This is a genomic window from Micromonospora wenchangensis (assembly GCF_002210435.1).
Lineage (GTDB): Bacteria > Actinomycetota > Actinomycetes > Mycobacteriales > Micromonosporaceae > Micromonospora > Micromonospora wenchangensis.
On sequence record NZ_MZMV01000044.1, the window covers coordinates 1 to 20,593 of the forward strand.

General features: G+C 73.5%; 18 protein-coding genes. 6 read left to right on the forward strand and 12 right to left on the reverse strand.

Going from position 1 to position 20,593, the window contains the following annotated elements:
* The 4 genes from B5D80_RS22835 to B5D80_RS22850 all read right to left on the reverse strand — a co-directional run.
* Positions 1-334, reverse strand: a 334-nt coding sequence (locus B5D80_RS22835) for a hypothetical protein (protein WP_211291616.1), incomplete at its 3' end; no start/stop codon positions are given.
* Positions 335-382: 48 nt separating this feature from the next.
* Positions 383-703, reverse strand: a complete 321-nt coding sequence (gene cutA, locus B5D80_RS22840; protein WP_088645978.1) for a divalent-cation tolerance protein CutA — start codon at positions 701-703, stop codon at positions 383-385.
* A gap of 52 nt (positions 704-755) precedes the next feature.
* Complete coding sequence (locus B5D80_RS22845) at positions 756-1,775, reverse strand: 1-acyl-sn-glycerol-3-phosphate acyltransferase (RefSeq protein WP_088645979.1); 1,020 nt, start codon at positions 1,773-1,775, stop codon at positions 756-758.
* Positions 1,775-2,605 carry a patatin-like phospholipase family protein gene (locus B5D80_RS22850; RefSeq protein ID WP_088645980.1) on the reverse strand — a complete coding sequence of 277 codons (831 nt, stop codon included), beginning with the start codon at positions 2,603-2,605 and terminating at the stop codon, positions 1,775-1,777. Before B5D80_RS22850 ends, B5D80_RS22845 begins: the two co-directional genes overlap by 1 nt.
* Positions 2,606-2,796: 191 nt before the next feature.
* On the opposite strand from B5D80_RS22850, the gene B5D80_RS34495 reads away from it, so the two are divergent.
* Complete coding sequence (locus tag B5D80_RS34495; protein ID WP_245854892.1) at positions 2,797-4,518, forward strand: serine/threonine-protein kinase; 1,722 nt, start codon at positions 2,797-2,799, stop codon at positions 4,516-4,518.
* An 18-nt stretch (positions 4,519-4,536) separates the two neighbouring features.
* Here the strand turns inward: B5D80_RS34495 and B5D80_RS22865 are convergent, their stop codons facing one another.
* The 8 genes from B5D80_RS22865 to B5D80_RS22900 form a co-directional block, all read right to left on the reverse strand.
* Positions 4,537-5,592, reverse strand: coding sequence for a glycosyltransferase family 4 protein (locus tag B5D80_RS22865; RefSeq protein ID WP_088646019.1), 1,056 nt, complete (start codon positions 5,590-5,592; stop codon positions 4,537-4,539).
* A 244-nt stretch (positions 5,593-5,836) separates the two neighbouring features.
* Positions 5,837-7,462, reverse strand: coding sequence for a S1C family serine protease (locus B5D80_RS22870; RefSeq protein WP_088645982.1), 1,626 nt, complete (start codon positions 7,460-7,462; stop codon positions 5,837-5,839).
* An 84-nt stretch (positions 7,463-7,546) separates the two neighbouring features.
* Positions 7,547-9,097, reverse strand: a complete 1,551-nt coding sequence (locus B5D80_RS22875; RefSeq protein ID WP_088645983.1) for a sensor histidine kinase — start codon at positions 9,095-9,097, stop codon at positions 7,547-7,549.
* Positions 9,094-9,795 (reverse strand): response regulator transcription factor, encoded by a 702-nt coding sequence (locus B5D80_RS22880; protein WP_088646020.1) that lies wholly within the window; start codon positions 9,793-9,795, stop codon positions 9,094-9,096. The genes B5D80_RS22875 and B5D80_RS22880 overlap by 4 nt, the downstream gene beginning before the upstream one ends.
* Positions 9,796-9,914: 119 nt before the next feature.
* Positions 9,915-10,532: a PadR family transcriptional regulator gene (locus tag B5D80_RS22885; protein ID WP_088645984.1), complete on the reverse strand. Its 618-nt coding sequence runs from the start codon at positions 10,530-10,532 to the stop codon at positions 9,915-9,917.
* A complete protein-coding gene (locus tag B5D80_RS22890; protein ID WP_088645985.1) occupies positions 10,529-11,359 on the reverse strand; it encodes a DUF4097 family beta strand repeat-containing protein in 831 nt (276 codons plus the stop codon). The genes B5D80_RS22885 and B5D80_RS22890 overlap by 4 nt, the downstream gene beginning before the upstream one ends.
* Positions 11,360-11,658: 299 nt before the next feature.
* The gene (locus tag B5D80_RS22895; protein WP_088645986.1) at positions 11,659-12,639 is read right to left on the reverse strand and encodes a lysophospholipid acyltransferase family protein; all 981 of its coding nucleotides are present in this window, start codon (positions 12,637-12,639) and stop codon (positions 11,659-11,661) included.
* The gene (locus B5D80_RS22900) at positions 12,636-13,412 is read right to left on the reverse strand and encodes a GNAT family N-acetyltransferase (RefSeq protein ID WP_088645987.1); all 777 of its coding nucleotides are present in this window, start codon (positions 13,410-13,412) and stop codon (positions 12,636-12,638) included. The genes B5D80_RS22895 and B5D80_RS22900 overlap by 4 nt, the downstream gene beginning before the upstream one ends.
* Positions 13,413-13,610: 198 nt before the next feature.
* Between B5D80_RS22900 and B5D80_RS22905 the strand changes: the two genes are divergently transcribed.
* The 5 genes from B5D80_RS22905 to B5D80_RS22925 all read left to right on the forward strand — a co-directional run bounded on the left by B5D80_RS22905 (position 13,611) and on the right by B5D80_RS22925 (position 20,559).
* Positions 13,611-14,276, forward strand: coding sequence for a hotdog family protein (locus B5D80_RS22905; protein WP_088645988.1), 666 nt, complete (start codon positions 13,611-13,613; stop codon positions 14,274-14,276).
* A 150-nt stretch (positions 14,277-14,426) separates the two neighbouring features.
* Positions 14,427-15,359: an ABC transporter ATP-binding protein gene (locus B5D80_RS22910; RefSeq protein WP_088645989.1), complete on the forward strand. Its 933-nt coding sequence runs from the start codon at positions 14,427-14,429 to the stop codon at positions 15,357-15,359.
* Positions 15,356-16,180: a DUF2705 family protein gene (locus B5D80_RS22915; protein ID WP_088645990.1), complete on the forward strand. Its 825-nt coding sequence runs from the start codon at positions 15,356-15,358 to the stop codon at positions 16,178-16,180. Before B5D80_RS22910 ends, B5D80_RS22915 begins: the two co-directional genes overlap by 4 nt.
* A 302-nt stretch (positions 16,181-16,482) precedes the next feature.
* Positions 16,483-20,301: a multifunctional oxoglutarate decarboxylase/oxoglutarate dehydrogenase thiamine pyrophosphate-binding subunit/dihydrolipoyllysine-residue succinyltransferase subunit gene (locus B5D80_RS22920; RefSeq protein ID WP_088645991.1), complete on the forward strand. Its 3,819-nt coding sequence runs from the start codon at positions 16,483-16,485 to the stop codon at positions 20,299-20,301.
* A gap of 78 nt (positions 20,302-20,379) precedes the next feature.
* On the forward strand, positions 20,380-20,559 hold the full coding sequence (locus B5D80_RS22925; RefSeq protein ID WP_088645992.1) for a DUF6104 family protein: 180 nt from the start codon (positions 20,380-20,382) through the stop codon (positions 20,557-20,559).
* Positions 20,560-20,593 lie beyond the last annotated feature (34 nt).

The window sequence follows — 20,593 nt, forward strand, 5'->3', positions numbered from 1 at the left end:
CCGGCGCGGCGACCGGAGGGCCCGCCGGCGCGGCGGGGCGGGCTGCCGGCGCGGGCGGGCGGACCGCCGCGCCGACCGGGACCGGGGCGGGGATCTCCCGGCGGATGCGGGCCGCCAGCTCCGCCCGTCGGCGCTGCGCCGCGAGCAGTCGGGTACCGAGCCCCTGGTACGTCTGCCGGGCCCGCTCGACCTCCCGGCCGAGCGAGACGATCTCCCGGTCCAACCGGACCACCTCGGCGGCGGGCGGGTACGGCCCGAGCCCGCAGCCGGCGCACCCACGGGTCAGCTCGGCGGGTGCTCCGCAGCGGGGGCAGGGGTAACCGGTGTTCTGCACCCGGCCATCCTGCCGGTGGGCCGCAACCGGAGGCCAGAGTGCCCGTACCTAGGTACGGGTGTTCTCGTGCACCCAGGTGGCGTATGCCGGGTCGCCGCTCTCGGCGTGGGTGACCAGGATCTCGGGCACCTCGTAGGGATGGTTGGACCGGATCTGGGCGACCAGCGCCGTGGCCCGGTCGGGGGCGGTCTTGAACTGCACCGACCACTCGGTGCTGGTCTCCACCCCGGCCCGCCACCAGTACGTGCTGTCGACCTGGCCGCCGACCTGGGCGCAGGCGGCCAGTCGCCCGGCCACCGCGGCGGCCGCCATCAGGTCCGCGACGGAGCGCGAGTCCACCACCGTCGTCACCACGCAGATCTGGTCCACCTGCGCACCTTACGCGGGAACGGCGGCGAACCGGTCGACCGTCACGGCGCGTTCACCGTGCCGTCACGCTGTCCCGGTTGTCGGCGATCCACCTGTCGATCCGGTCCCACCAGTCGAAGAGCCAGTCGATCCGCTCCTGCCGGCCGGTCGGGACGTCCTCGGGCGGCACGGACCAGAACCGCATGATGATCCGTTTGTCCATCGGCAGTTCGCGCCACACGTCGGCGACGGTGAGCATCCGGTCCAGGCCGGTGTGCGCCACGAAGATCACCCCGGCCTCCGGGGCGGCGTCCAGGGCGGCGAGCACCCCACCGGGCTGCGGGGCGAGCACGTGCTGCATCCGCTCGGCGCGGACCGCCATCCGTTCCAGGCCGAGCGCGCGCAGCTTGGCGATCGCCCGCAGCCGCCGGCCGGGGGTGAAGTTGCCGCCCTCCGGGAAGATCACGAAGGCGTCGTCGTCGTCCAGCCCGGTGGCCAGGTGACCGATCTGCCGGACCGCCGCCCCCTGCCCGTCACCGGGGGCGATGAAGCGGTTGGGCAGGCGGTTGAGCAGCACGTCGATCGCCGGGTCCCACTGGAGCGTCTCCTTGAGCACGATCCGGGGCTCCCGCTGGAACCAGTTGACCAGGGAGTGGATCAGGATGAACGAGTCACCCGGGCCGGCGTGCCGGCAGAGCACCAGCTCCGGCCGGCCGGGCAGGGCGGTGTCCGGGTCGGTGCCGACCACGTCGATGCTCAGCCGCAGCGTCCACCGGGCCTGCCAGAACAGCACCCGCAGGAACCAGCCGGCGAGCACGTAGTGCGCCCGCTGGAAGGCCGGCGCGCGCTTCCACCTGCCGAACCCGGAGGCCAGCCAGAGCACGAAGAGGGCGACCAGCGCCGCGGCGTCCCAGACCAGGTAGACGCAACCGATCCAGAGCAGCCGCAGCGGGCGCAGCCGGCCCGGCACGAACGGCGACGCGGCCAGCGCGAGCAGCGCCCAGACCGGCACCGTGGTCAGCACCGTGACCGCGAGCAGGATCACCCCGGGCGCGAACAGCAGCCGGCGTACCCACCGAGGGGGCAGCGGCATCAGCGGTCCAGGCTCGCCAGGTAGTGCCGGGACGCGGTGTAGGCGCGGCTGATCCGCCGCCCCACCGCCGCCATGTCCCGGTACGCCCACGGGCTGTCGTCGCGCGGTTCCAGCCCGCCGGTCGGCAGGACGTGCACCCGTACCCCTTCGGGCAGGGCGGCCATCTCCCGGGCGAACCGGTGCCGGCGGGCGATCTCGAACGCGACCTGGGCGATCTCCCACGGCCGGCGGGGCGGCGTCAGCTCCCGCTCGATCCGCCCCACCTGGAGGACGAAGATCTGCGTCGCGCCGACGGCGACCGCCTCGCCGATCGGTATCGAGTTGACGATCCCGCCGTCTATGTAGTGCTGGCCGTCGATCTGTGCCGGTGGCAGCAGCCCCGGCACGGAGGCGGAGGCGAGCACCGCCGACACCAGTGGTCCGGTGTGGAACCAGTGTTCGGCGGCCCGCTCGATGTTGGCCGCGCAGCAGCGGAACGGCACCTTCAGGTCGGCGAAGGTGGTGTCCGCGCCCAACTCCCCCTCCAGCAGCTTGCGCAGCGGCCGGGGCGAGTGCAGGTGGGTACGGGCGGCGAAGCGGCGCAGTTGCCGGGCGACCGAGTCGCCGTACACCTCGCTCGCCTCCGGGGAGGCCCACAGCCGCACCAGCCGGTCGGTGACCGCCTCGGACGGGTCGGCGGCGACCAGCGCGCCGTTGACCGCGCCGATCGAGGTGCCGAGCACGACGTCGGGGCGGATCCGGGCCCGGAACAGGGCACGCAGCATCCCCACCTCGACCGCGCCGAGCACTCCCCCGCCGCCGAGCACGAACGCCACCGGACCGCCACTCATGCCGTTCATCCTGGCACGCCACCCCCCGTGACCGTGGCGCAGCCGCTGGTCACCGCTGCGCGCTCCGCACCGGTGGCGGTCGGCGAACCCACCACTGCGGAGGGTCATCGGGCAACTGGACAACCGTTGACAGGGGGGACACATTCCCGCAACCTGACACCACCCCGAACCCCAGGCAGGTGCGAACACTGATGGCAGCCCTGAACGCCGGTAGGTTGCTGGCCCGCAGGTACCGGCTACTCGACAGGATCGGGGCCGGCGGGATGTCGGTGATCTGGCGGGCCCGCGACGAGGTGCTCGACCGGGTCGTCGCGGTCAAGGTGCTCGCCCCGTCGCTGGCCGCCGACGCCCGTTTCCGGGACATGGTGCGCGAGGAGGCGCGGTCGGCCGCCCAGCTGGTCCACCCGCACGTGACCGCGGTGCACGACTACGGCGAGGCGCTCGCCCCGGACGGCGAGATCACCTCGTTCGTGGTGATGGAGCTGCTCACCGGCGAGGAGCTGGAGCACCGGCTGAGCGAGGGGCCGTTGCCCTGGCCGGAGGCGGTCGAGGTGGGCGCCCAGGTGGCCGAGGCGTTGGCGGCGGCGCACCGGCTCGGCATCGTGCACCGGGACATCACCCCGGCGAACGTGATGATGACCCGGATCGGCGCGAAGGTGCTCGACTTCGGCATCGCCACCCAGGCCGGCACCCCCGACGACGACGAGGACGGCGGCACCTTCGGTACCCCGGCGTACGTCGCGCCGGAACGGTTGGACGGCGCGCCGGCCCAGCCGTCCACCGACGTCTACTCCCTCGGTGTGCTGCTCTACGAGACGCTGACCGGCCAACCGCCGTACCCGGCGGAGACCTGGGAGCAGCTCGCCGCCGCGATCGCCGACGAGCGGCCGCCGACGCTGGACGGCGTACCGGGGCTGCCGCCGGTGGTGGTCGACGTCTGCCTGCGCTGCCTGGCCCGGGACCCGCACGAGCGGCCGACCGCGCACCAGGTCGCCACCGCCCTGCGTGACCAGCTGCTGCCGGGTGATCCGCAGGCGGCCACGATGCTCTCCCCGACGGTCACCCTGCCCGCCGTCCCCGGCGCCGACGCCCCGGGCGACCGGCCCACCGCGCCGGTCGCCCTGGCCGGTCCGGCCGCCGTCGGCGCGGCAGCCGGTGCCGGCGCGGCAGCGGGCGTCGTTGCGGCAGCCGGCGGCGGATCGGTGGCCGGTGCCGGCCCGGCGGGCGGTGCCACAGCCGGCCCCGGTGAGGGTGCCGCGGCGGCCGGACGGGTCGGGGTCGGCGGCCGGGCCGCGGCGACGTCGGACACCGGCACCCCCGGTGCCCGGCACGGCCGCGACGGCGGCCCGGATGGTGGCGTCCCCGAACCGGAGCTGCTGCCGCCCTCGCGCCGCCCGCTGGTGGCGGTGGGGGTGCTGGTGGTGCTGACGGCGGCGGCGGTCCTCCTGCTCGCCCCGCTGCTGGAACCCGGCACCCACACCCCGCCGGTCGCCGGACGCAGCGAGACCCCGGTGGCCGAACCGTCGCCGTCACGCACCCAGCCGGCGGCGGACCCCACCCCGCCGCCGGCCCCCCGGCGGGCCACCAGCGCACCCGCGCCGTCGCGCCCGCCGGCCACCACCCCGGACGGGGGCCAGGGCGGCGGCGGGCTGACCGAGGCCGCCGACCGGATGCGCCGGCTGATCGACGACGGGGTCCGCACCGGCGAGGTCCGCGAGGACGTCGGCCTGGACCTGCGCAACGTGCTGGCCAATCTGACCCGGTCCGCCGCCGAGGGCCGCTCCGACGTGCCCGCGCAGGTGACCGCGCTCCGCGAGAAGGTCACCCGCCGCATCGACGAGGGGGGCATCACCCCGGCGTACGGCCGGCAGCTCGACGCCGCCGTCCGGGACCTGGCCGCGACCACCGTCTGAGCACCCGCTGCGTACCCGTCAGCGGGTACGCAGCCCGACGGGCCGGCGCAGGGGCGGGGCCGTGCCGAACGCGACGGCCCGGTAGACCGCCTCGTAGCCGTGGGCCATCCGCTCGGTGGAGAAGTGCTCGGCCACGTGCGCGGTGCAGGCCGCCGGGTCGAGCCGGACCACCTCGCGCAGGGCCGCCGGCAGCTCCCGGGCGTCGTCGCGGACCAGCCCGGTCACGCCGTCGACCACCACCTCGGGCACCGCGCCCCGGCGCAGCGCCACCACCGGCGTGCCGGTCGCCATGGCCTCCACCATCACCATGCCGAACGGTTCCTCCCACTGGATCGGCATGATCAGGCAGCGGGCGTCGGCCAGCAGCCGCAGGGCCGCCTCCCGGTCGGCGTTCATGACCACCTCGACGTCGTGGCCCAGCATCGGCTGGACCACCTCGGCGAAGTACCGGCGCTCGGCGGGCTCGTTGCACTTGCCGGCCAGGGTGAGCGGGAGGCCGGCCGCCCGGCAGGCCCGGATCGCCGTGTCGGGGCCCTTGTCCGGGCTGAACCGGGCCAGCCAGAGCACCGGGCCCCGGCCGGGTTCCTGCTTGACCGGCACGTCCCGGCTGTCGAACGCGTTGTGCACCGTGCCCACCCAGGGCAGGGCGGGGTTGGACCGGCGCTGGGCGTGCGAGATGGCCACCAGGCCCACCCCGTGGTCGGTGTCGCTGAGCACCGCCCCGTACTCGCCGACCGGGTTGCCGTGCACGGTGGCCACGGTGGGCACCGCACGCCGGCCGGCGACCAGCGGCCCGATCGTGGTGTGGTCGTGGATCACGTCGAATTCGGCGGCGGAGACCAGCCGGTTGATCCGGGCCAGGTGGGCCAGTTCCGGCAGCGACTCGCCCAGCCGGTCGTACTGCAACTCGTCGATCGTGGAGACGAAGTCGGCGGTGGTGCCGTGCTGCCGGCCGGCCCCGAAGAGGGTCACCCGGTGACCGTGCCCGACCAGCGCGTCCACCAGCCCGTGCACCACCTGCTCCAGCCCGCCGTACCCGGGTGGCGGCACCGACAGCCAGGGTGGCACGAGCATCGCGACCCGCAGCGGCGGCCCGGACGGCGGACGTTCCGACGGACGGTGGGTCACTGCCACGAATCCTCCCCCGTTGTCCCGGTCCGGCAGGTGTGTCCGGCGGGATCGGCGGCGATTTCCCCCTGCCCGGACAGGCAAACGCGCCCCGGCCGGGTGGGGCCCGTCCGGGGCGCGTGCGGCGGCGGGCGGTGGAGCCAACCCCCTTGGCTCCACCGCCCGCCGCCCGGAGGAGGCAGGTCTGTGGTTACGACGTCTCGGCGAGCGTCACGGTTGCGGTCGCCTCGGCACCATTTCGCTTGTAGGTCACCTGGACCCGGTCGCCGACCTTGCCGGCCTGCACCGCGCCGACCAGATCGTTGGAGTCGTTGATCACCTTGTCCCCGAACCTGGTGATCACGTCGCCGCGCTGGATGCCGGCCTTCTCGGCGGCGCTGCCCCCGGCGACGGAGGCGACCAGGGCCCCGCCGTCCTCGGCCGCGTTGACGCTGACCCCCAGGGACGGGTGGCTGATCTTCTCGCCCCGCTGGAGCTTCTCGGCGACGTCCTTGGCCTTGTTGCTCGGGATGGCGAAGCCGACCCCGATGTTGCCGGTGCTGCCCTGCCCGGCGGTGGCGATGGCGGTGTTGATGCCGATCACCTCGCCCCGGGTGTTGACCAGCGCGCCACCGGAGTTGCCCGGGTTGATCGGGGCGTCGGTCTGGAGCAGGCCGGAGATCGAGCTGGCGCCACCCTGCGGGGACTGCTGCGGGCCGTTGCCGCTGCCGGCCTGGATGGTGCGATCCCGGGCGCTGAGGATGCCGGCGGTCACCGAACCCTGCAGACCGAGCGGGCTGCCCAGGGCGAGCACCTGGTCGCCCACCTGCATGGCGTCGCTGTCGCCGAACTTCGCCGCCTTGAGGTTGTCGATGCCGCTGGTCTGGACCACCGCGAGGTCGGTCTTCGGGTCGGTACCGACGATCTTGGCGGGGGCGGTCTTGCCGTTGGCGAAGACCACCCGGACGGCGTCCCCGGAGGCCGAGGCGACCACGTGGTTGTTGGTCAGCACGAAGCCGTCGGAGCTGAGGACCACGCCCGACCCCTCACCGCTGTCGGTCATGATCGAGACCACGCTGTCCTGCACCGAGGCGGCGATCTTCGGCAGGTCGGCGCTGTTGATCACGGGTGCGGCCGAGTAGTTGCGGGTGATCCCGCCCCGGTCGCCGTCGACCGCCAGGGCGAGCGCGCCACCGGCCACGCCGGAGCCGAGCATCAGGGCGAAGACCGCCACCCCGGCGCCGACGAACTTGGCCACCTTGCCGGCCTGCGGTGCCGGGGCGGGCGCCCACGGCGGGGTCGGCTGGCCGGGGTGTTGCGGCCCACCCGGGCCACCCTGCCCCGGGTAACCGGCGGACGGCTGGCCCACGCCGGGCTGGCCGTATCCGGCACCGGGCTGACCGGGGTAGCCGGCCGACGGGGTGCCCACGCCCGGCTGCCCGGGACGGTGCTGGCCGGGGTAGCCACCGGCCCACCCGGACTGCTGCTGGCCGGGCTGGTAGCCGGCCGACGGGTACTGCCCCGCCGGGGAGTGGCCCGGGTAACCGGTGGGCGCGGGATGGCCCGGCCGGTACGCCTGGTCGCCGCCACCGGACGGGTACGAGGTCTGCGGGTACGGCGTGGCGGCGGGCGGCGCATACGGCGACGCGGGCGGCGCGTACCCCGGTCCGGGGTTGGCCGGGCCGGCCGGCTCCCCCGCGGCGCCGGCGGCCTGACCGGGGGTGTTGGTGGTGTCGGACTCGCCGCGCGTGGCGCGGGACGGCTCGGCGGAGGGGTGCGACGGCTCGGCGTCGGGGGAAGCCGGCCGACGCTGCGGGTCGGTCTCGAACTCGGTCATGCCCCTAGTTTTCCCCGTCGCACTGTCACCCACCTGGAACCCGCCTGGAAGTTTTCTGAAAGTCACGGCGGGCCCGTCGGAGCGTCACTCCGGGTCGCCGTCCGCCTCGGGCAGCAGGGGCAGCCGGACCCGGAAGGTCGCCCCGCCGCCCGGGGTCTCGTCCACCTCGACGGTGCCCTGGTGGGCGGTGACCAGCGCCGCGACGATGGCCAGACCCAGGCCGGTGCTGGTGATCCCGCTGGCCCGGCGGGTCCGGGCCGCGTCGGCGCGGTAGAACCGCTCGAAGACCCGCTCGGCCTGCTCCGGGGCGAGCCCCGGCCCGGTGTCCGCCACCTCCACCACGGCCACGTTCCCGGCCTCGGAACGCAGCCGCAGGGTCACCGACGCCTCCGGCGGGGTGTGCGTCAACGCGTTGGTCATCAGGTTGCCGATCACCTGCCGCAGCCGGGCGTCGTCGGCGTGCACGACCAGCGGGCCCGAGTTCGGGGCGATCTCCAGCTCGATGTGCCGTTCGGGGGCGACCACCCGGGCCGCCTCGACCGCCTCCGAGGCGAGCACCGGCAGCTCCACCGGGGCGAGCGACAGCGGACGTTCCCGGTCCAGCCGGGCGAGCAGCAGCAGGTCCTCCACCAGCAGCCCCATCCGGGCCGCCTCGTCCTCGATGCGGCGCAGCAGGTCGGCGGTCTGCTCCGGGGCGCGGGCGGCCCCCTGCCGGTACAGCTCGGCGAAGCCCCGGATGGTGGTCAGCGGGGTCCGCAGCTCGTGCGAGGCGTCCGCGACGAACTGCCGCATCCGCTCCTCCGAGCGCCGGGCGCGGGCCTCCGACGCCAGCGCGGCGTGCGCCGCGTCCCGGGCCCCGGCCTCCGCCGTACGGGCCGCCATCTCCGAGGCGGCGCGGGCGGTGAAGGCGGCCTCGATCTGGGCCAGCATCGCGTTCAACGCCCGGGAGAGCCGGCCCAGCTCGGAGGTGGCGCACTCCTGCCCCTCCTCGGGGTCGGGCACCCGGCGGCTCAGGTCACCACCGGCGATCGCGGCGGCCGTCCGTTCGATCTCCACCAGCGGTTTCAGGCTGGTCCGCACGATGGCCGCGCCGATCGAGGCGAGCAGGATCAGCACCGCCCCGCCGACCAGCATGTCTATCCAGATCAGCCGCTTGACCGCCAGGTCGACGTCGGTCATGTGCTGGCCGAAGGCGAGGACCCGGCCGTCGCCGAGGTCGGTGTAGAGCATCCGCCACCGGGTGCGGCCGTCCTTGGACTGCACGGTGAACGGGTCGCCGACCAGGGCCGAGAAACCGGCGAAGTCGGTGGGGAACTCCGGCAGTTCCTCCGGGCGCAGGCCGGAGTAGCGCGACGGCCCCTCCACCTCGGCCCGGCTGGCCTGCGCGGCCACGTAGTCGGTGGGGATGCCCACCAGGAGCGGGCCCCGGCCCTGGCCGAGCGCCCGCGCCACCCCGTTGGTGTCGCCGCGCAACTGGTCGTCGACCTGGCCGATCAGGTACTCCCGGAGGAAGTACGTGGTCAGCGAGCTGATCACCACGAGGGCGATGGCGACCAGGGTGAGGACCGCCGCGACCAGCTTGACCCGCAGCGGGATGCTCCGCAGCCGCCCCTTCGCCTCGTCGAGCGGGCTCACGCCGCCGGCTTGCGGAGGACGTAGCCCACGCCGCGCAGGGTGTGGATCAAGCGGGGCTGGGTGTTGTCGACCTTGCGACGCAGGTACGAGATGTACGACTCGACGATGTTGTCGTCACCCCGGAAGTCGTAGTTCCACACGTGGTCGAGGATCTGCGCCTTGGACAGCACCCGGTTGGCGTTGAGCATCAGGTACCGCAGCAGCTTGAACTCGGTAGGCGAGAGCTGCACCCGCTGACCGGCCCGGTGCACCTCGTGGGTCTCCTCGTCCAGCTCCAGGTCGGCGAAGGTGAGCCGGGAGGGGGCGTGCTCGCCGGTGGCCGTACGCCGCAGCACGGCCCGGATCCGGGCGGTCAGCTCCTCCAGGCTGAACGGCTTGGTGACGTAGTCGTCGCCACCCAGGGTGAGCCCACGGATCTTGTCGTCGGTGGCGTCCCGGGCGGTGAGGAACACCACCGGGGTACGCGTGCCGCCCTCGCGGAGCATCCGGATGACCTCGAAGCCGTCCAGGTCGGGCAGCATCACGTCGAGCACCACCAGGTCGGGGCGGTGGTCCTTGGCCGCGTGCAGGGCCGCGCTGCCACTGGTGGCGGTCGCCACGTCGAACCCCGCGAAGCGGAGGCTGGCGGAGAGCAGTTCGAGGATGTTGGGGTCGTCCTCGACGACGAGCAGTCGCGCCTCGGTCTGGGTAGCGGCCATGCTGGCCATCATCCGTGACGTCGCTGCGTCGGCGCTGGGCGCTTCCTGCAAAAACCCTGTGAAGCCGTGCCGACGCAGGCTCCCCGCCCTCAGCCGGCCCGCACGCTGCGAACCGGCGGTCACCGCAGCAGCCGGCGTAACCCGTCCAACGCGCCGTCGAGCACCCGGATCGCGGTCCGCAACTGGGTGTCGCTGAGCCGCCCGGCCCGCACCAGCGCACCCACCTCGACGGTGAACTCGGCCAGCCGCCTGTCGAACTCGACCAGCAGGGGGGAGCCGTCGGTCGGGGGGGTCGCCGGGCGGGGGGTGGGGCCGGGTGCCGGCCGGTCCCAGCGGGTCTGCCGGGTCTGCCGGGTGGCCTCGCGCAGCTCCCGCTTGAGGTCACGCACCGAGCCGCGTACCTCGGTCTGGATCTCGCCGGCCAGCGCGGACAGATCCTCCACCGAGGCCGAGATGTCGGATTCCAGGGCGGTCAGCTCGTCGGCGCGCTGGCGCAGCTCGGCCCGGCCACCCTCGGTGATCTCGTAGACCTTGCGGCCACCGGCGGCGGTGTGGGTGACCAGCCCGTCGGCCTCCAGCCGTTGCAGCCGGGGGTAGATGGTGCCGGCGCTCGGGGCGTACAGGCCGAGGAAACGCTCCTCCAGCAGCCGGATCAGCTCGTAACCGTGCTTGGGACCGTCGTCGAGCAGTCGCAGCAGGTAGAGCCGCAGCCGCCCGTGACTGAACACGGCGGTCACGGCAGCTCCTCCTGGTCGTCGTCCACGGGCCGGGCGAGCAACGCGATGCTGCCGGAAGTCGCGGACGCCCAGAGCTTACCCGCGCCCGCGCCGAGCACCCCGTGGCTGTCCTTGACCGGGCCGACCCCGACCCCGCCGCCGACCTGGGGGAAGCCGCTGGTGATCCGGCCGGAGGTGGTGTGCAGGTGGACGTCGAGGTCGCTGTCCTCGCGGACCCGGACGGTGATCGGCCCGGAGATGGTGGTGAGCCGGATCTCGCTGCGCCGGGGATTGTCCAGGTCGCAGGTGATCGCCCCGGAGACGGTGTTGGCGTGCACCCGACCGGCCGAGCTCTCGGCGAGGGTCACCTCGCCGGAGACCGTGTCCAGGGTGAGGTCGCCGGTGACGCCGAGCGCCTCGACCGGGCCGGAGACGATCCGCGCGTTGGTGCGCCCGGCCAGGCCCATCAGCGTGACCTGCCCGGAGGTGACGTTGACGGTGGTGTCGTTGACCAGCCCGGAGGCGACCAGCGTGCCGTCCACCAGGTGCAGGTCGGCCAGGGTGCCGGCCGGGACGGCGATGGACACCTCGGCCCGGAACCGGCGACCGAGCTGGCCGAGCCACCAGAGGAACCCGGGCCAGCGGGGTGGGTGTTCGTGCCCGATCCGCAGGACGCCGTCGCGGTGCTCGACGATGACCGGCCGGCTGCTGATCCGGGTGACGTCGACCCGTGCCGGCCCGTCGGTGCCGACCACGTTGAGCCGCCCGGTGACCAGGCGGACGTCGAGCCGGGTGACCGGCTCCTCGATGGTGATCCGTTGTGGTCTGTCGACCGTCCAGTTGGTCATGACGTCTCCCTCCGGGGTCACGGCCGACGGCCGCGCCACTGCACGGAGAAAGCGTAACGCGATACATCGCGATAGAACAAGACTGTCGCGAGTCGCCACCCACCCGACGCGCCCCGCCACCCCCGACCCGGTCGGAGGGTGGGCGGGCCGGCCGGGCCCACAGTCGGCAAGATCCACTCATCTGGGCCGATCCAGCGGTATCCCGCGGCCAGGTCACCGCGACATCGGCCCCCATGAGTCGATCACGCGGAGAACGCGGGGCGATCGCCCGGCCCAGGCGGGGCGATCGCGGCCTGCGGTCAGGCGGCCAGGCCGAGGCCCGTCCCGGCGGCCGGCGAGGTCACCGGACCGGGCGAGGCCACCGCGCCCGGCGAGGCCACCGCGCCCGGCGAGGCCACCGGGCCGGGCGAGGCCACCGGGCCGACGACGGCCAGGGTGGGGCGGCCGACGGTCGGGCGAGGCGGCAGCAGGTGCACGGCCGACTCGGCGGCCCGGGCCAGCACCCGGCGGTCCGCGCCGGGGACCGGGTGCAGGGCGGCGGTCACCGCGACGTCGACCACCAGGTCCCGGGCGGCCAGCACCCGACGTACCGAGCGCCACAGCGTGTCGTCGCCGAGGAAGGCGGCGGTGGTGGTCGTCGCCCCGGTGGCAGCGCAGCGGTAGCTGATCCGCAGCGGCACCACGGGGACGCCGGCGTCGACCGCCGCCTGGAAGACCGCCGGCCGGAAGCCCCGGCGCGGCCGGCAGCCGGCCGAGGGGACGACGCCGCACCAGGTCGTACCCTCGGGGAAGACCGCGACCGGGTGACCGGCGCGCAGGGTGGCCGCGAGCCGGGCCACCGTGCGCGGCAGGTCCCGGGGCCGGGACCGGTCGACGAAGACCGTGCCACCGGCGCGGGCCAGCAGTCCCAGCACCGGCCAGTTCCGCACCTCCCGCTTGGCCAGCAGCCGGGCCGGCGCGACCGCCAACACCGCGAACACGTCCAGCCAGGAGACGTGGTTGGCGACCAGCAGCGCCCGCCGTCGGGGCAGCCGCCCGCGCACCACCAGCCGCACCCCGAGCACCCCGGCGGTGCGTCGGGCCCAGGCCCGCAGCACCACCGCCCGCCGCGCCGCCGGCAGCACCGGCAGCAGTACGGCCATCCCGGCACCGGCCAGCAGCATCCCGAGTACGCCCACCAGCCGCGCCACCTGCCGCACGGGCGACACCCCGGTCCGCCCCTCCCCCGGCAGGCAGTCCGGCCCGCAGCCGGCGGTCGGCCGCCACAACTCGGCGCTCACCGGGTCACCCCGAGGAAGTGCCGGCGGTAGCGCGGGTTCATCCGGTCCAACGAGAACAGCAGGTAGAAGTCGGCACAGCGGAAGTCCGGGTCGTACGCCGGTTCCCCGGCGACCCACGCGCCGAGCCGCAGGTAGCCGCGGACCAGCGGAGGGATCAGCGCCCGCCCGGCGGGGTCCCCGGTGGCCGACTCCGGTGCCGCCGCGCCCGGCTCGGCGAACCACGGCCGCAGCGGGCGGACCCGCATCAGCGGGGGCGCGAGGTGCCCCGCCCGGCCCAGCGCCCACGTCTCGGCGACGGCCCGGCCGCCGTCACCGACCGGCACCGAGGCGCAGCCGCCCAGCCAGTTCGCCCCGCGCAGGTGCAGGTAACGGGTCAGTCCCGCCCACATCAGGTTGAGCACCGCGCCCGAGCGGTGGTCCGGGTGGACGCAGGAGCGGCCGGTCTCGACCAGCAGGTCGCGCAGCGGTTCGAGCGGGGTCAGGTCGAACTCGCCGGCGGCGTACCGGCGGTCGGTGCGGCCGGGGGGCAGCAGCCGGTAGGTGCCGACCACCGCGCCGGTGCGCTCCTCGCGGACGATCAGGTGGTCGCAGTGGACGTCGAGGTCGTCGGTGTCCAGCCCGGCGGCACCCGGGCGCAGGGTCGCGCCGAGTTCGGTGGCGAACACCTCGTGGCGCAGGCGTTGCGCGGCCGCGACCTGGGTCGGGTCGTCGGCGATCAGCAGGGTGTATCCACTGGTCGTCAGGGGTGCGCCAGCGGCATGCAGAACAGCCATGGGACCTGTGTAGGTGCCCCGGGTTGCCGGTCGGCCGGGGACGGGTGTCGATCCGGTGAACGCCGGTCGGCGGGACCGGTCCCGGGTGTGACCAGGGTGGCGTACGGGGTCGGTGGGGCGGTCGGGGGGCGTGGCCGGGGCGTGCGAGGCTGCCTGCGGGGGCCCGGCCGGCCGGGCCGACGACACGGTGGAGGGGCGATGATCATCGAGGCGCGGTACCAGGGGCCACCCGGCACGGGCAACGGCGGCTGGAGCGCGGGGATCTTCGCCGGGGCGTACGGCGCGGACGGGCCGGTCGAGGTGACGTTGCGTCGCCCGCCGCCGCTGGACACCCCGCTCACCCTCGCCGACGGTGACGTGCGCGACCCGGACGGGCACCTGGTCGCCGAGGTACGCCCCGCCGGTGAGCCGCCCGTCCCGGTCCCGCCGGTGGACCCGGCGACCGCGCGGGCCGCCTCGGCCGGCTACCAGGGGCTGGTGGACCACCCCTTCCCCGGCTGTTACGTCTGCGGCCCGGAGCACCCGGACGGCCTGCGGATCCACCCCGGGCGGCTGCCCGACGGCCGGACCGCCGCGCCGTGGCGGACGCCCGCTCAGGTGGGCGCGCCGACGGTGTGGGCGGCGCTGGACTGTCCCGGGGGCTGGGCGGTGATCGCTCCGGGCCGGCCGTACGTGCTGGGCCGGCTCGCCGTGACGCTGGACGCGCTGCCCGCGCCGGGCGGGGACTACGTGGTCACCGGGGCGGTGGACACCGTCGAGGGACGCCTGGCGGTGGTGCGTACCAGCCTCTACGACGGTGCCGGCGGGCTGCTGGGCCGGGCCCGCGCCACCTGGGTCGCGCTGCCCGCCGGGCCTCGTCCCTGAGGACGACCCGCTCCTGCCTGAGTCGGAGCAGGGCCTACCGACCGGGGCTGATGGCGTAACTTGACCTGACCAGCAAGGCTGGCAGCGGCGCATTCCGCAACGGCGTCGCAGAACGCGGTGCCCCGCGCGCCGCCGCACGGGAGGAGAACGATGTCCGACGGGCAGTGGAGCCCCAGCACCGGCCAGATCGTCGTGTCCGGTTTGACCAAGCAGTACAAGAACGTCCGGGCGGTCGACAACCTGTCCTTCACGGTCGAGTCCGGTCGGGTGACCGGCTTCCTCGGCCCGAACGGGGCGGGCAAGACGACCACCCTGCGGATGCTGCTGAACCTGGTCACCCCGACCGGTGGCACGGCGACCATCGGCGGCCGGCGGTACGCCGACCTGACCGACCCGCTGCGGCACGTGGGCGCGGTGCTGGAGGCGTCCAGCGCGCACAAGGGCCGTACCGGCATCAACCACCTGCGGGTGATCTGCGCGGCGGCCGGCCTGCCCCGGAGCCGGGCCGACGAGGCGCTGGCCCTGGTCGGGCTCACCCCGGCGGCGAAGCGCAAGTTCAAGGGTTACTCGCTGGGCATGAAGCAGCGGCTCGGCATCGCCGCCGCGATGCTCGGCAACCCCCAGGTGCTGATCCTCGACGAGCCGGCCAACGGTCTCGACCCGGAGGGCATCCGCTGGATGCGTGGCTTCCTCAAGGGGCTGGCCCACGAGGGACGTACGGTGCTGGTCTCCAGCCACCTGCTGTCCGAGATGCAACTTCTCGCCGACGACGTGGTGATCATCGCGGCCGGCAAGCTGATCCGGCAGGGGCCGGTGGAGCAGGTGCTCGGCTCCATGGCGCAGGGCGGCCGGGTGCGGGTGCGTACCCCGCAGGCCGAGGAGCTGACCGTGGCGCTGCGTGAGCAGTCCGCCACGGTGGAGACCGACGAGCACGGCCTGCTGCTGGTCAGCGGGGTGGACGCGCCGGCGATCGGCCGGGTCGCGCTGGCCGCCAAGGTCGAGCTGCACGAACTGACCCCGGAACGACCCGACCTGGAGCGGGTGTTCCTGGAGCTGACGGCCGGGAAGGCGGGCATCCGATGAACCTGGTCCGATCCGAGCTGTTGAAGATCCGCACCACCAGCACCTGGTGGATCTTCGGGCTGATCACGGTGCCGCTGTGGGCGCTCACCGCCCTGATCAACTGGTTGCAGACCGACGCGCTGGCCAGCAACAACTTCGGCGACGTGCCGGCCGAGCAGGCCGACCAGATCCAGGCCGCGCAGTCGGTGGACAGCCTGGCCGCCAACGTCTACACCAACGGGCAGTTCTTCGGTCTGATGATCGTGATGCTGCTCGGCATCATCGTGGTGACCAGCGAGTTCTTCCATCAGACGGTCACCACCACCTTCCTCACCGTGCCGCACCGGACGGCGGTGATGCTGGCCAAGCTGGCTGCCGCGGCCGTCCTGGCCGTGCTGTTCTGGCTGGTCACCACCGTGTTCAACCTGGCCTTCGGGGCACTGGTGATGAACAGCGTCGACCTGGGTTCGCAGCTCGGCAGCGGCGCGGTCTGGCGGGCCACCGCGCTCAACGGCCTGGCGTACCTGCTCTGGTCGGTGCTCGGGGTCGGGATCGGGGTGCTGATCCGCAGCCAGATCGGCGCGACGGTCACCGGCATCCTGCTCTACCTGGGCGGCGCGGTCGGCGCGGCCATCGCGATCAGCATCCTGGCCGCCCGCTGGGGTGACTGGATCAACGACCTCCAGGTGCTGGTGCCGTCGCTGGCGTCGTCGCTGATGGTCAGCGGCACCGAGATCCCGGGCAACCCGCCGCGCTGGGCGGGTGCGGTGGTCCTGATCGGGTACGCGGTGGTGGCCGGCGCGATCGGCACGCTCACCATGCGGCGGCGGGACATCTCCTGACCGACCCGTTCCCCGGCCGGCCCGGCGCGACGACCCGTCGCGCCGGGCCGACGCCTTTTCGGGCGTCGGCCGCGCGGCGGTGTGACCCACTACTCAGCGCAACTCCGGTAAGGAGTCATCGGAACACGAAGAGGTGATTGACTTTCGGTATCTTCTGTGAAACCGCACACCCCTTGGAGGTGGAAATGCCTATGGTATTTCTGCGGCGTAGCCTGGGAGCCGTCGCCCGTCCACGTGCACGTTAGGACGACGGCGGACACCGCGTGACACACAGACCCGCGTGAAAGAGGCGATTACCGGCCGTGTCGACCCAGCAGACTTCGCAGGAGAACCCACTGGCGGGTTTCGGCCCGAACGAGTGGATCGTCGAGGAGATGTACCAGCGCTACCTCGCCGACCCGTCGAGCGTCGACTCGGCCTGGCACGACTTCTTCGCCGACTACCGACCCGCTCCCGGCGCGGCGACCCCGCGTCCGGCTGACGGCCGGGCCGCCGCGGCGGCGACGCCGGAGCCGGCCGAGCAGCAGGAGCCGGTCGCCACCGTCGCGACCGGGCCCGCCGCGAAGGCGACGGCGGCCGACGCCAAGCCGGCCGCCACCCGGCCGGCCGCCACCACCAAGCCGGCCGCCACCAGGTCGACCGCCACCGCCAGGCCGGCCACCGCCCCGAAGCCGGCCACCGCGAAGACCGCCACCAGGTCCGCCGCGAAGCCGGCGGCCGCGGAGAAGGCGGCCCCGAAGCCGGCGGCGAAGGCGCCGACGGCCAGCGCCGCCGGCACCACGCCGCTGCGCGGGGTGGCCGCCCGGATCGTGCAGAACATGGACGCCTCGCTGTCCGTGCCGACCGCCACCAGCGTGCGCGCGGTCCCGGCCAAGCTGCTGGTCGACAACCGCATCGTGATCAACAACCACCTCGCCCGGGGGCGCGGCGGCAAGGTCAGCTTCACCCACCTGATCGGGTACGCGCTGGTCCGGGCCGTGGTCGAGCACCCGGAGCTGAACAACTCGTACGCCGAGGTGGACGGCAAGCCGGCGATGGTCCGCCCGGAGCACGTCAACCTGGGCATCGCCATCGACCTGGTCAAGCCCGACGGCACCCGCAACCTGGTGGTGCCGTCCATCAAGGGCTGCGAGCAGATGGACTTCAGGCAGTTCTGGCAGGCGTACGAGGACATGGTCCGGCGCGCCCGCCGCAACGAGCTGACCATGGAGGACCACTCGGGCACGACGATCTCGCTGACCAACCCGGGCGGCATCGGCACGGTGCACTCGATCCCCCGGCTGATGCAGGGGCAGAGCGCGATCATCGGGGTCGGCGCGATGGAGTACCCCGCGCCGTACCAGGGGATGAGCGAGGCGACCCTGGCCGAACTGGCGGTCAGCAAGATCATCACGCTGACCAGCACGTACGACCACCGGATCATCCAGGGCGCGCAGTCCGGCGAGTTCCTCAAGGTCATGCACGAGCTGCTGCTCGGCGAGCACGGCTTCTACGACGAGGTCTTCACCTCGCTGCGCATCCCGTACGAGCCGGTGCGCTGGATGCGCGACGTGGCCGTCGACTCCGAGGGCCAGATCAACAAGACCGCGCGGGTGCACGAGCTGATCCACGCCTACCGGGTCCGGGGCCACCTGATGGCCGACACCGACCCGCTGGAGTTCACCATCCGCAAGCACCCCGACCTGGACGTCCTCCAGCACGGGCTGACCCTGTGGGACCTCGACCGCACCTTCCCGGTCAACGGCTTCGCCGGCAAGCAGCGGATGAAGCTGCGCGAGATCCTCGGCGTGCTGCGCGACTCGTACTGCCGTCGGCTCGGCATCGAGTACATGCACATCCAGGACCCGGAGGAGCGCCGCTGGATCCAGGAGCGGATCGAGCGCCGCTACGAGAAGCCGACCGCCGACGAGCAGAAGCACGTGCTCAACCGGCTCAACGCCGCCGAGGCGTTCGAGACCTTCCTGCAGACCAAGTACGTCGGCCAGAAGCGGTTCTCGCTGGAGGGCGGCGAGTCGTTGATCCCGCTGCTCGGCGAGGTGCTGGAGGCGTCCGCCGAGGACGGGCTGGACGAGGTCGTCATCGGCATGGCCCACCGGGGCCGGCTCAACGTGCTGGCCAACATCGTCGGCAAGCCGTACGAGAAGATCTTCTCGGAGTTCGAGGGGCACCTCGACCCGCGCTCCACCCAGGGCTCCGGCGACGTCAAGTACCACCTGGGCCAGAACGGCAAGTTCACCACCCCGGACGGCGACCACTCGGTCAAGGTGTCGGTGGTGGCGAACCCGTCGCACCTGGAGGCGGTGGACCCGGTGCTGGAGGGCATCGTCCGGGCCAAGCAGGACCGGATCGACCTCAAGCTGGAGGGCTACACCGTGCTGCCGCTGGCGGTGCACGGTGACGCCGCGTTCGCCGGGCAGGGGGTCGTCGCCGAGACGCTCAACCTGTCCCAGCTGCGTGGCTACCGCACCGGCGGCACCGTGCACGTGGTGGTCAACAACCAGGTCGGGTTCACCACCGCCCCGGAGTACAGCCGGTCCAGCCTGTACAGCACCGACGTGGCCCGGATGATCCAGGCGCCGATCTTCCACGTCAACGGCGACGACCCGGAGACCGTGGTCCGGGTGGCCCGGCTGGCCTTCGAGTACCGGCAGGCGTTCAACAAGGACGTCGTGATCGACATGGTCTGCTACCGGCGGCGCGGGCACAACGAGGGCGACGACCCGTCGATGTCCAACCCGCAGATGTACAAGATCATCGACTCGAAGCGGTCGGTCCGCAAGCTCTACACCGAGGAGCTGATCGGCCGGGGCGACATCACCGTCGAGGACGCCGAGGAGCTGCTGCGCGACTACCAGGCGCAGCTGGAACGGGTCTTCAAGGCCACCCGCGACGCCGCCACCACTCCCCGCCACGTCAGCCGGACGAGCCGGGAGGAGGAGCCGGAGCCCCAGGTGGCGACCGCCACCGACGCCTCCGTGGTCAAGGCCATCGGCGAGGCGCACGTCAACCTGCCCGAGGGCTTCACCCCGCACAAGCGCATCCAGCAGTTGCTCGACCGGCGGGCCAGGATGTCCGCCGAGGGCAACATCGACTGGGGGTACGGCGAGATCATCGCGTTCGGCGCGCTGCTGCACGACGGGGTCACCGTCCGGCTCGCCGGGCAGGACTCCCGCCGGGGCACCTTCGTCCAGCGGCACGCCTCGATCGTCGACGCCAAGACCGGCGAGGACTACCTGCCGCTGAAGTCGCTCACCGCCGACGGCGAGCGGTCCCGGTTCTTCGTGCACGACTCGCTGCTGAGCGAGTACGCCGCGATGGGCTTCGAGTACGGCTACTCGGTGGAGAACGTCAACGCGCTGGTCTGCTGGGAGGCCCAGTTCGGTGACTTCGTCAACGGCGCCCAGTCGGTGATCGACGAGTTCATCTCCTCCGGCGAGGTGAAGTGGGGCCAGCGTTCCGCGGTCACCCTGCTGCTGCCGCACGGCCACGAGGGCCAGGGCCCGGACCACACCTCCGGTCGCCCGGAACGGTTCCTCCAGCTCTGCGCCGAGGACAACATGCGGGTGGCCGTCCCGACCACCCCGGCGAACTACTTCCACCTGCTGCGCCGCCAGGCCCTGTCGCCCAAGCGCAAGCCGCTTGTGGTGTTCACGCCGAAGTCGCTGCTGCGGCACAAGCTCTGCGTCAGCCCGGTGGAGGACTTCACCACCGGCACCTTCGCCCCGGTGCTGGCCGACCCCACCGGGCCCGCCCCGGAGCAGGTCAAGCGGGTGCTGCTCTGCTCGGGCAAGGTCTACTACGACCTGTTCACCGCCCGGCAGGAGCGGGGTGTCACCGACACCGCGATCGTCCGGATCGAGCAGCTCTACCCGCTGCCGGTGCAGGAGATCCGGGACGCGCTGGCGGCGTACCCGAACGCGGAGGACTTCGCCTGGGTGCAGGAGGAGCCGGCCAACCAGGGGGCGTGGAGCTTCGTCGCGCTCAACCTGCTGGAGCACCTGGCCGACGTCCGGCTGCGCCGCATCTCCCGGCCCGCCGCCGCCGCCCCGGCGGTCGGCTCGGCCAAGATGCACGAGGTGGAGCAGACCGCGCTGATCGACGCCGCGCTGCCCCGCCCCTGATCCGATCCCCAGCCACCCACCCGGCCCGCCCCTGTCCAGGGCGCGGGCCGGGCCCGTCAGCGAGGAACGAGGAACACGGTGTACTTCACCGATCGTGGGATCGAGGAACTGGTGCAGCGCCGGGGCGACGAGCAGGTCACCCTGGAGTGGCTGGGTGAGCGGCTGCGCGACTTCGTCGACCTCAACCCGGAGTTCGAGACGCCTGTCGAGCGGTTCGCCACCTGGCTGGCCCGGCTCGACGACCTCGACGAGGACTGATCCGGCTGACCGCCCCCGCACCGGTGCGGGGGCG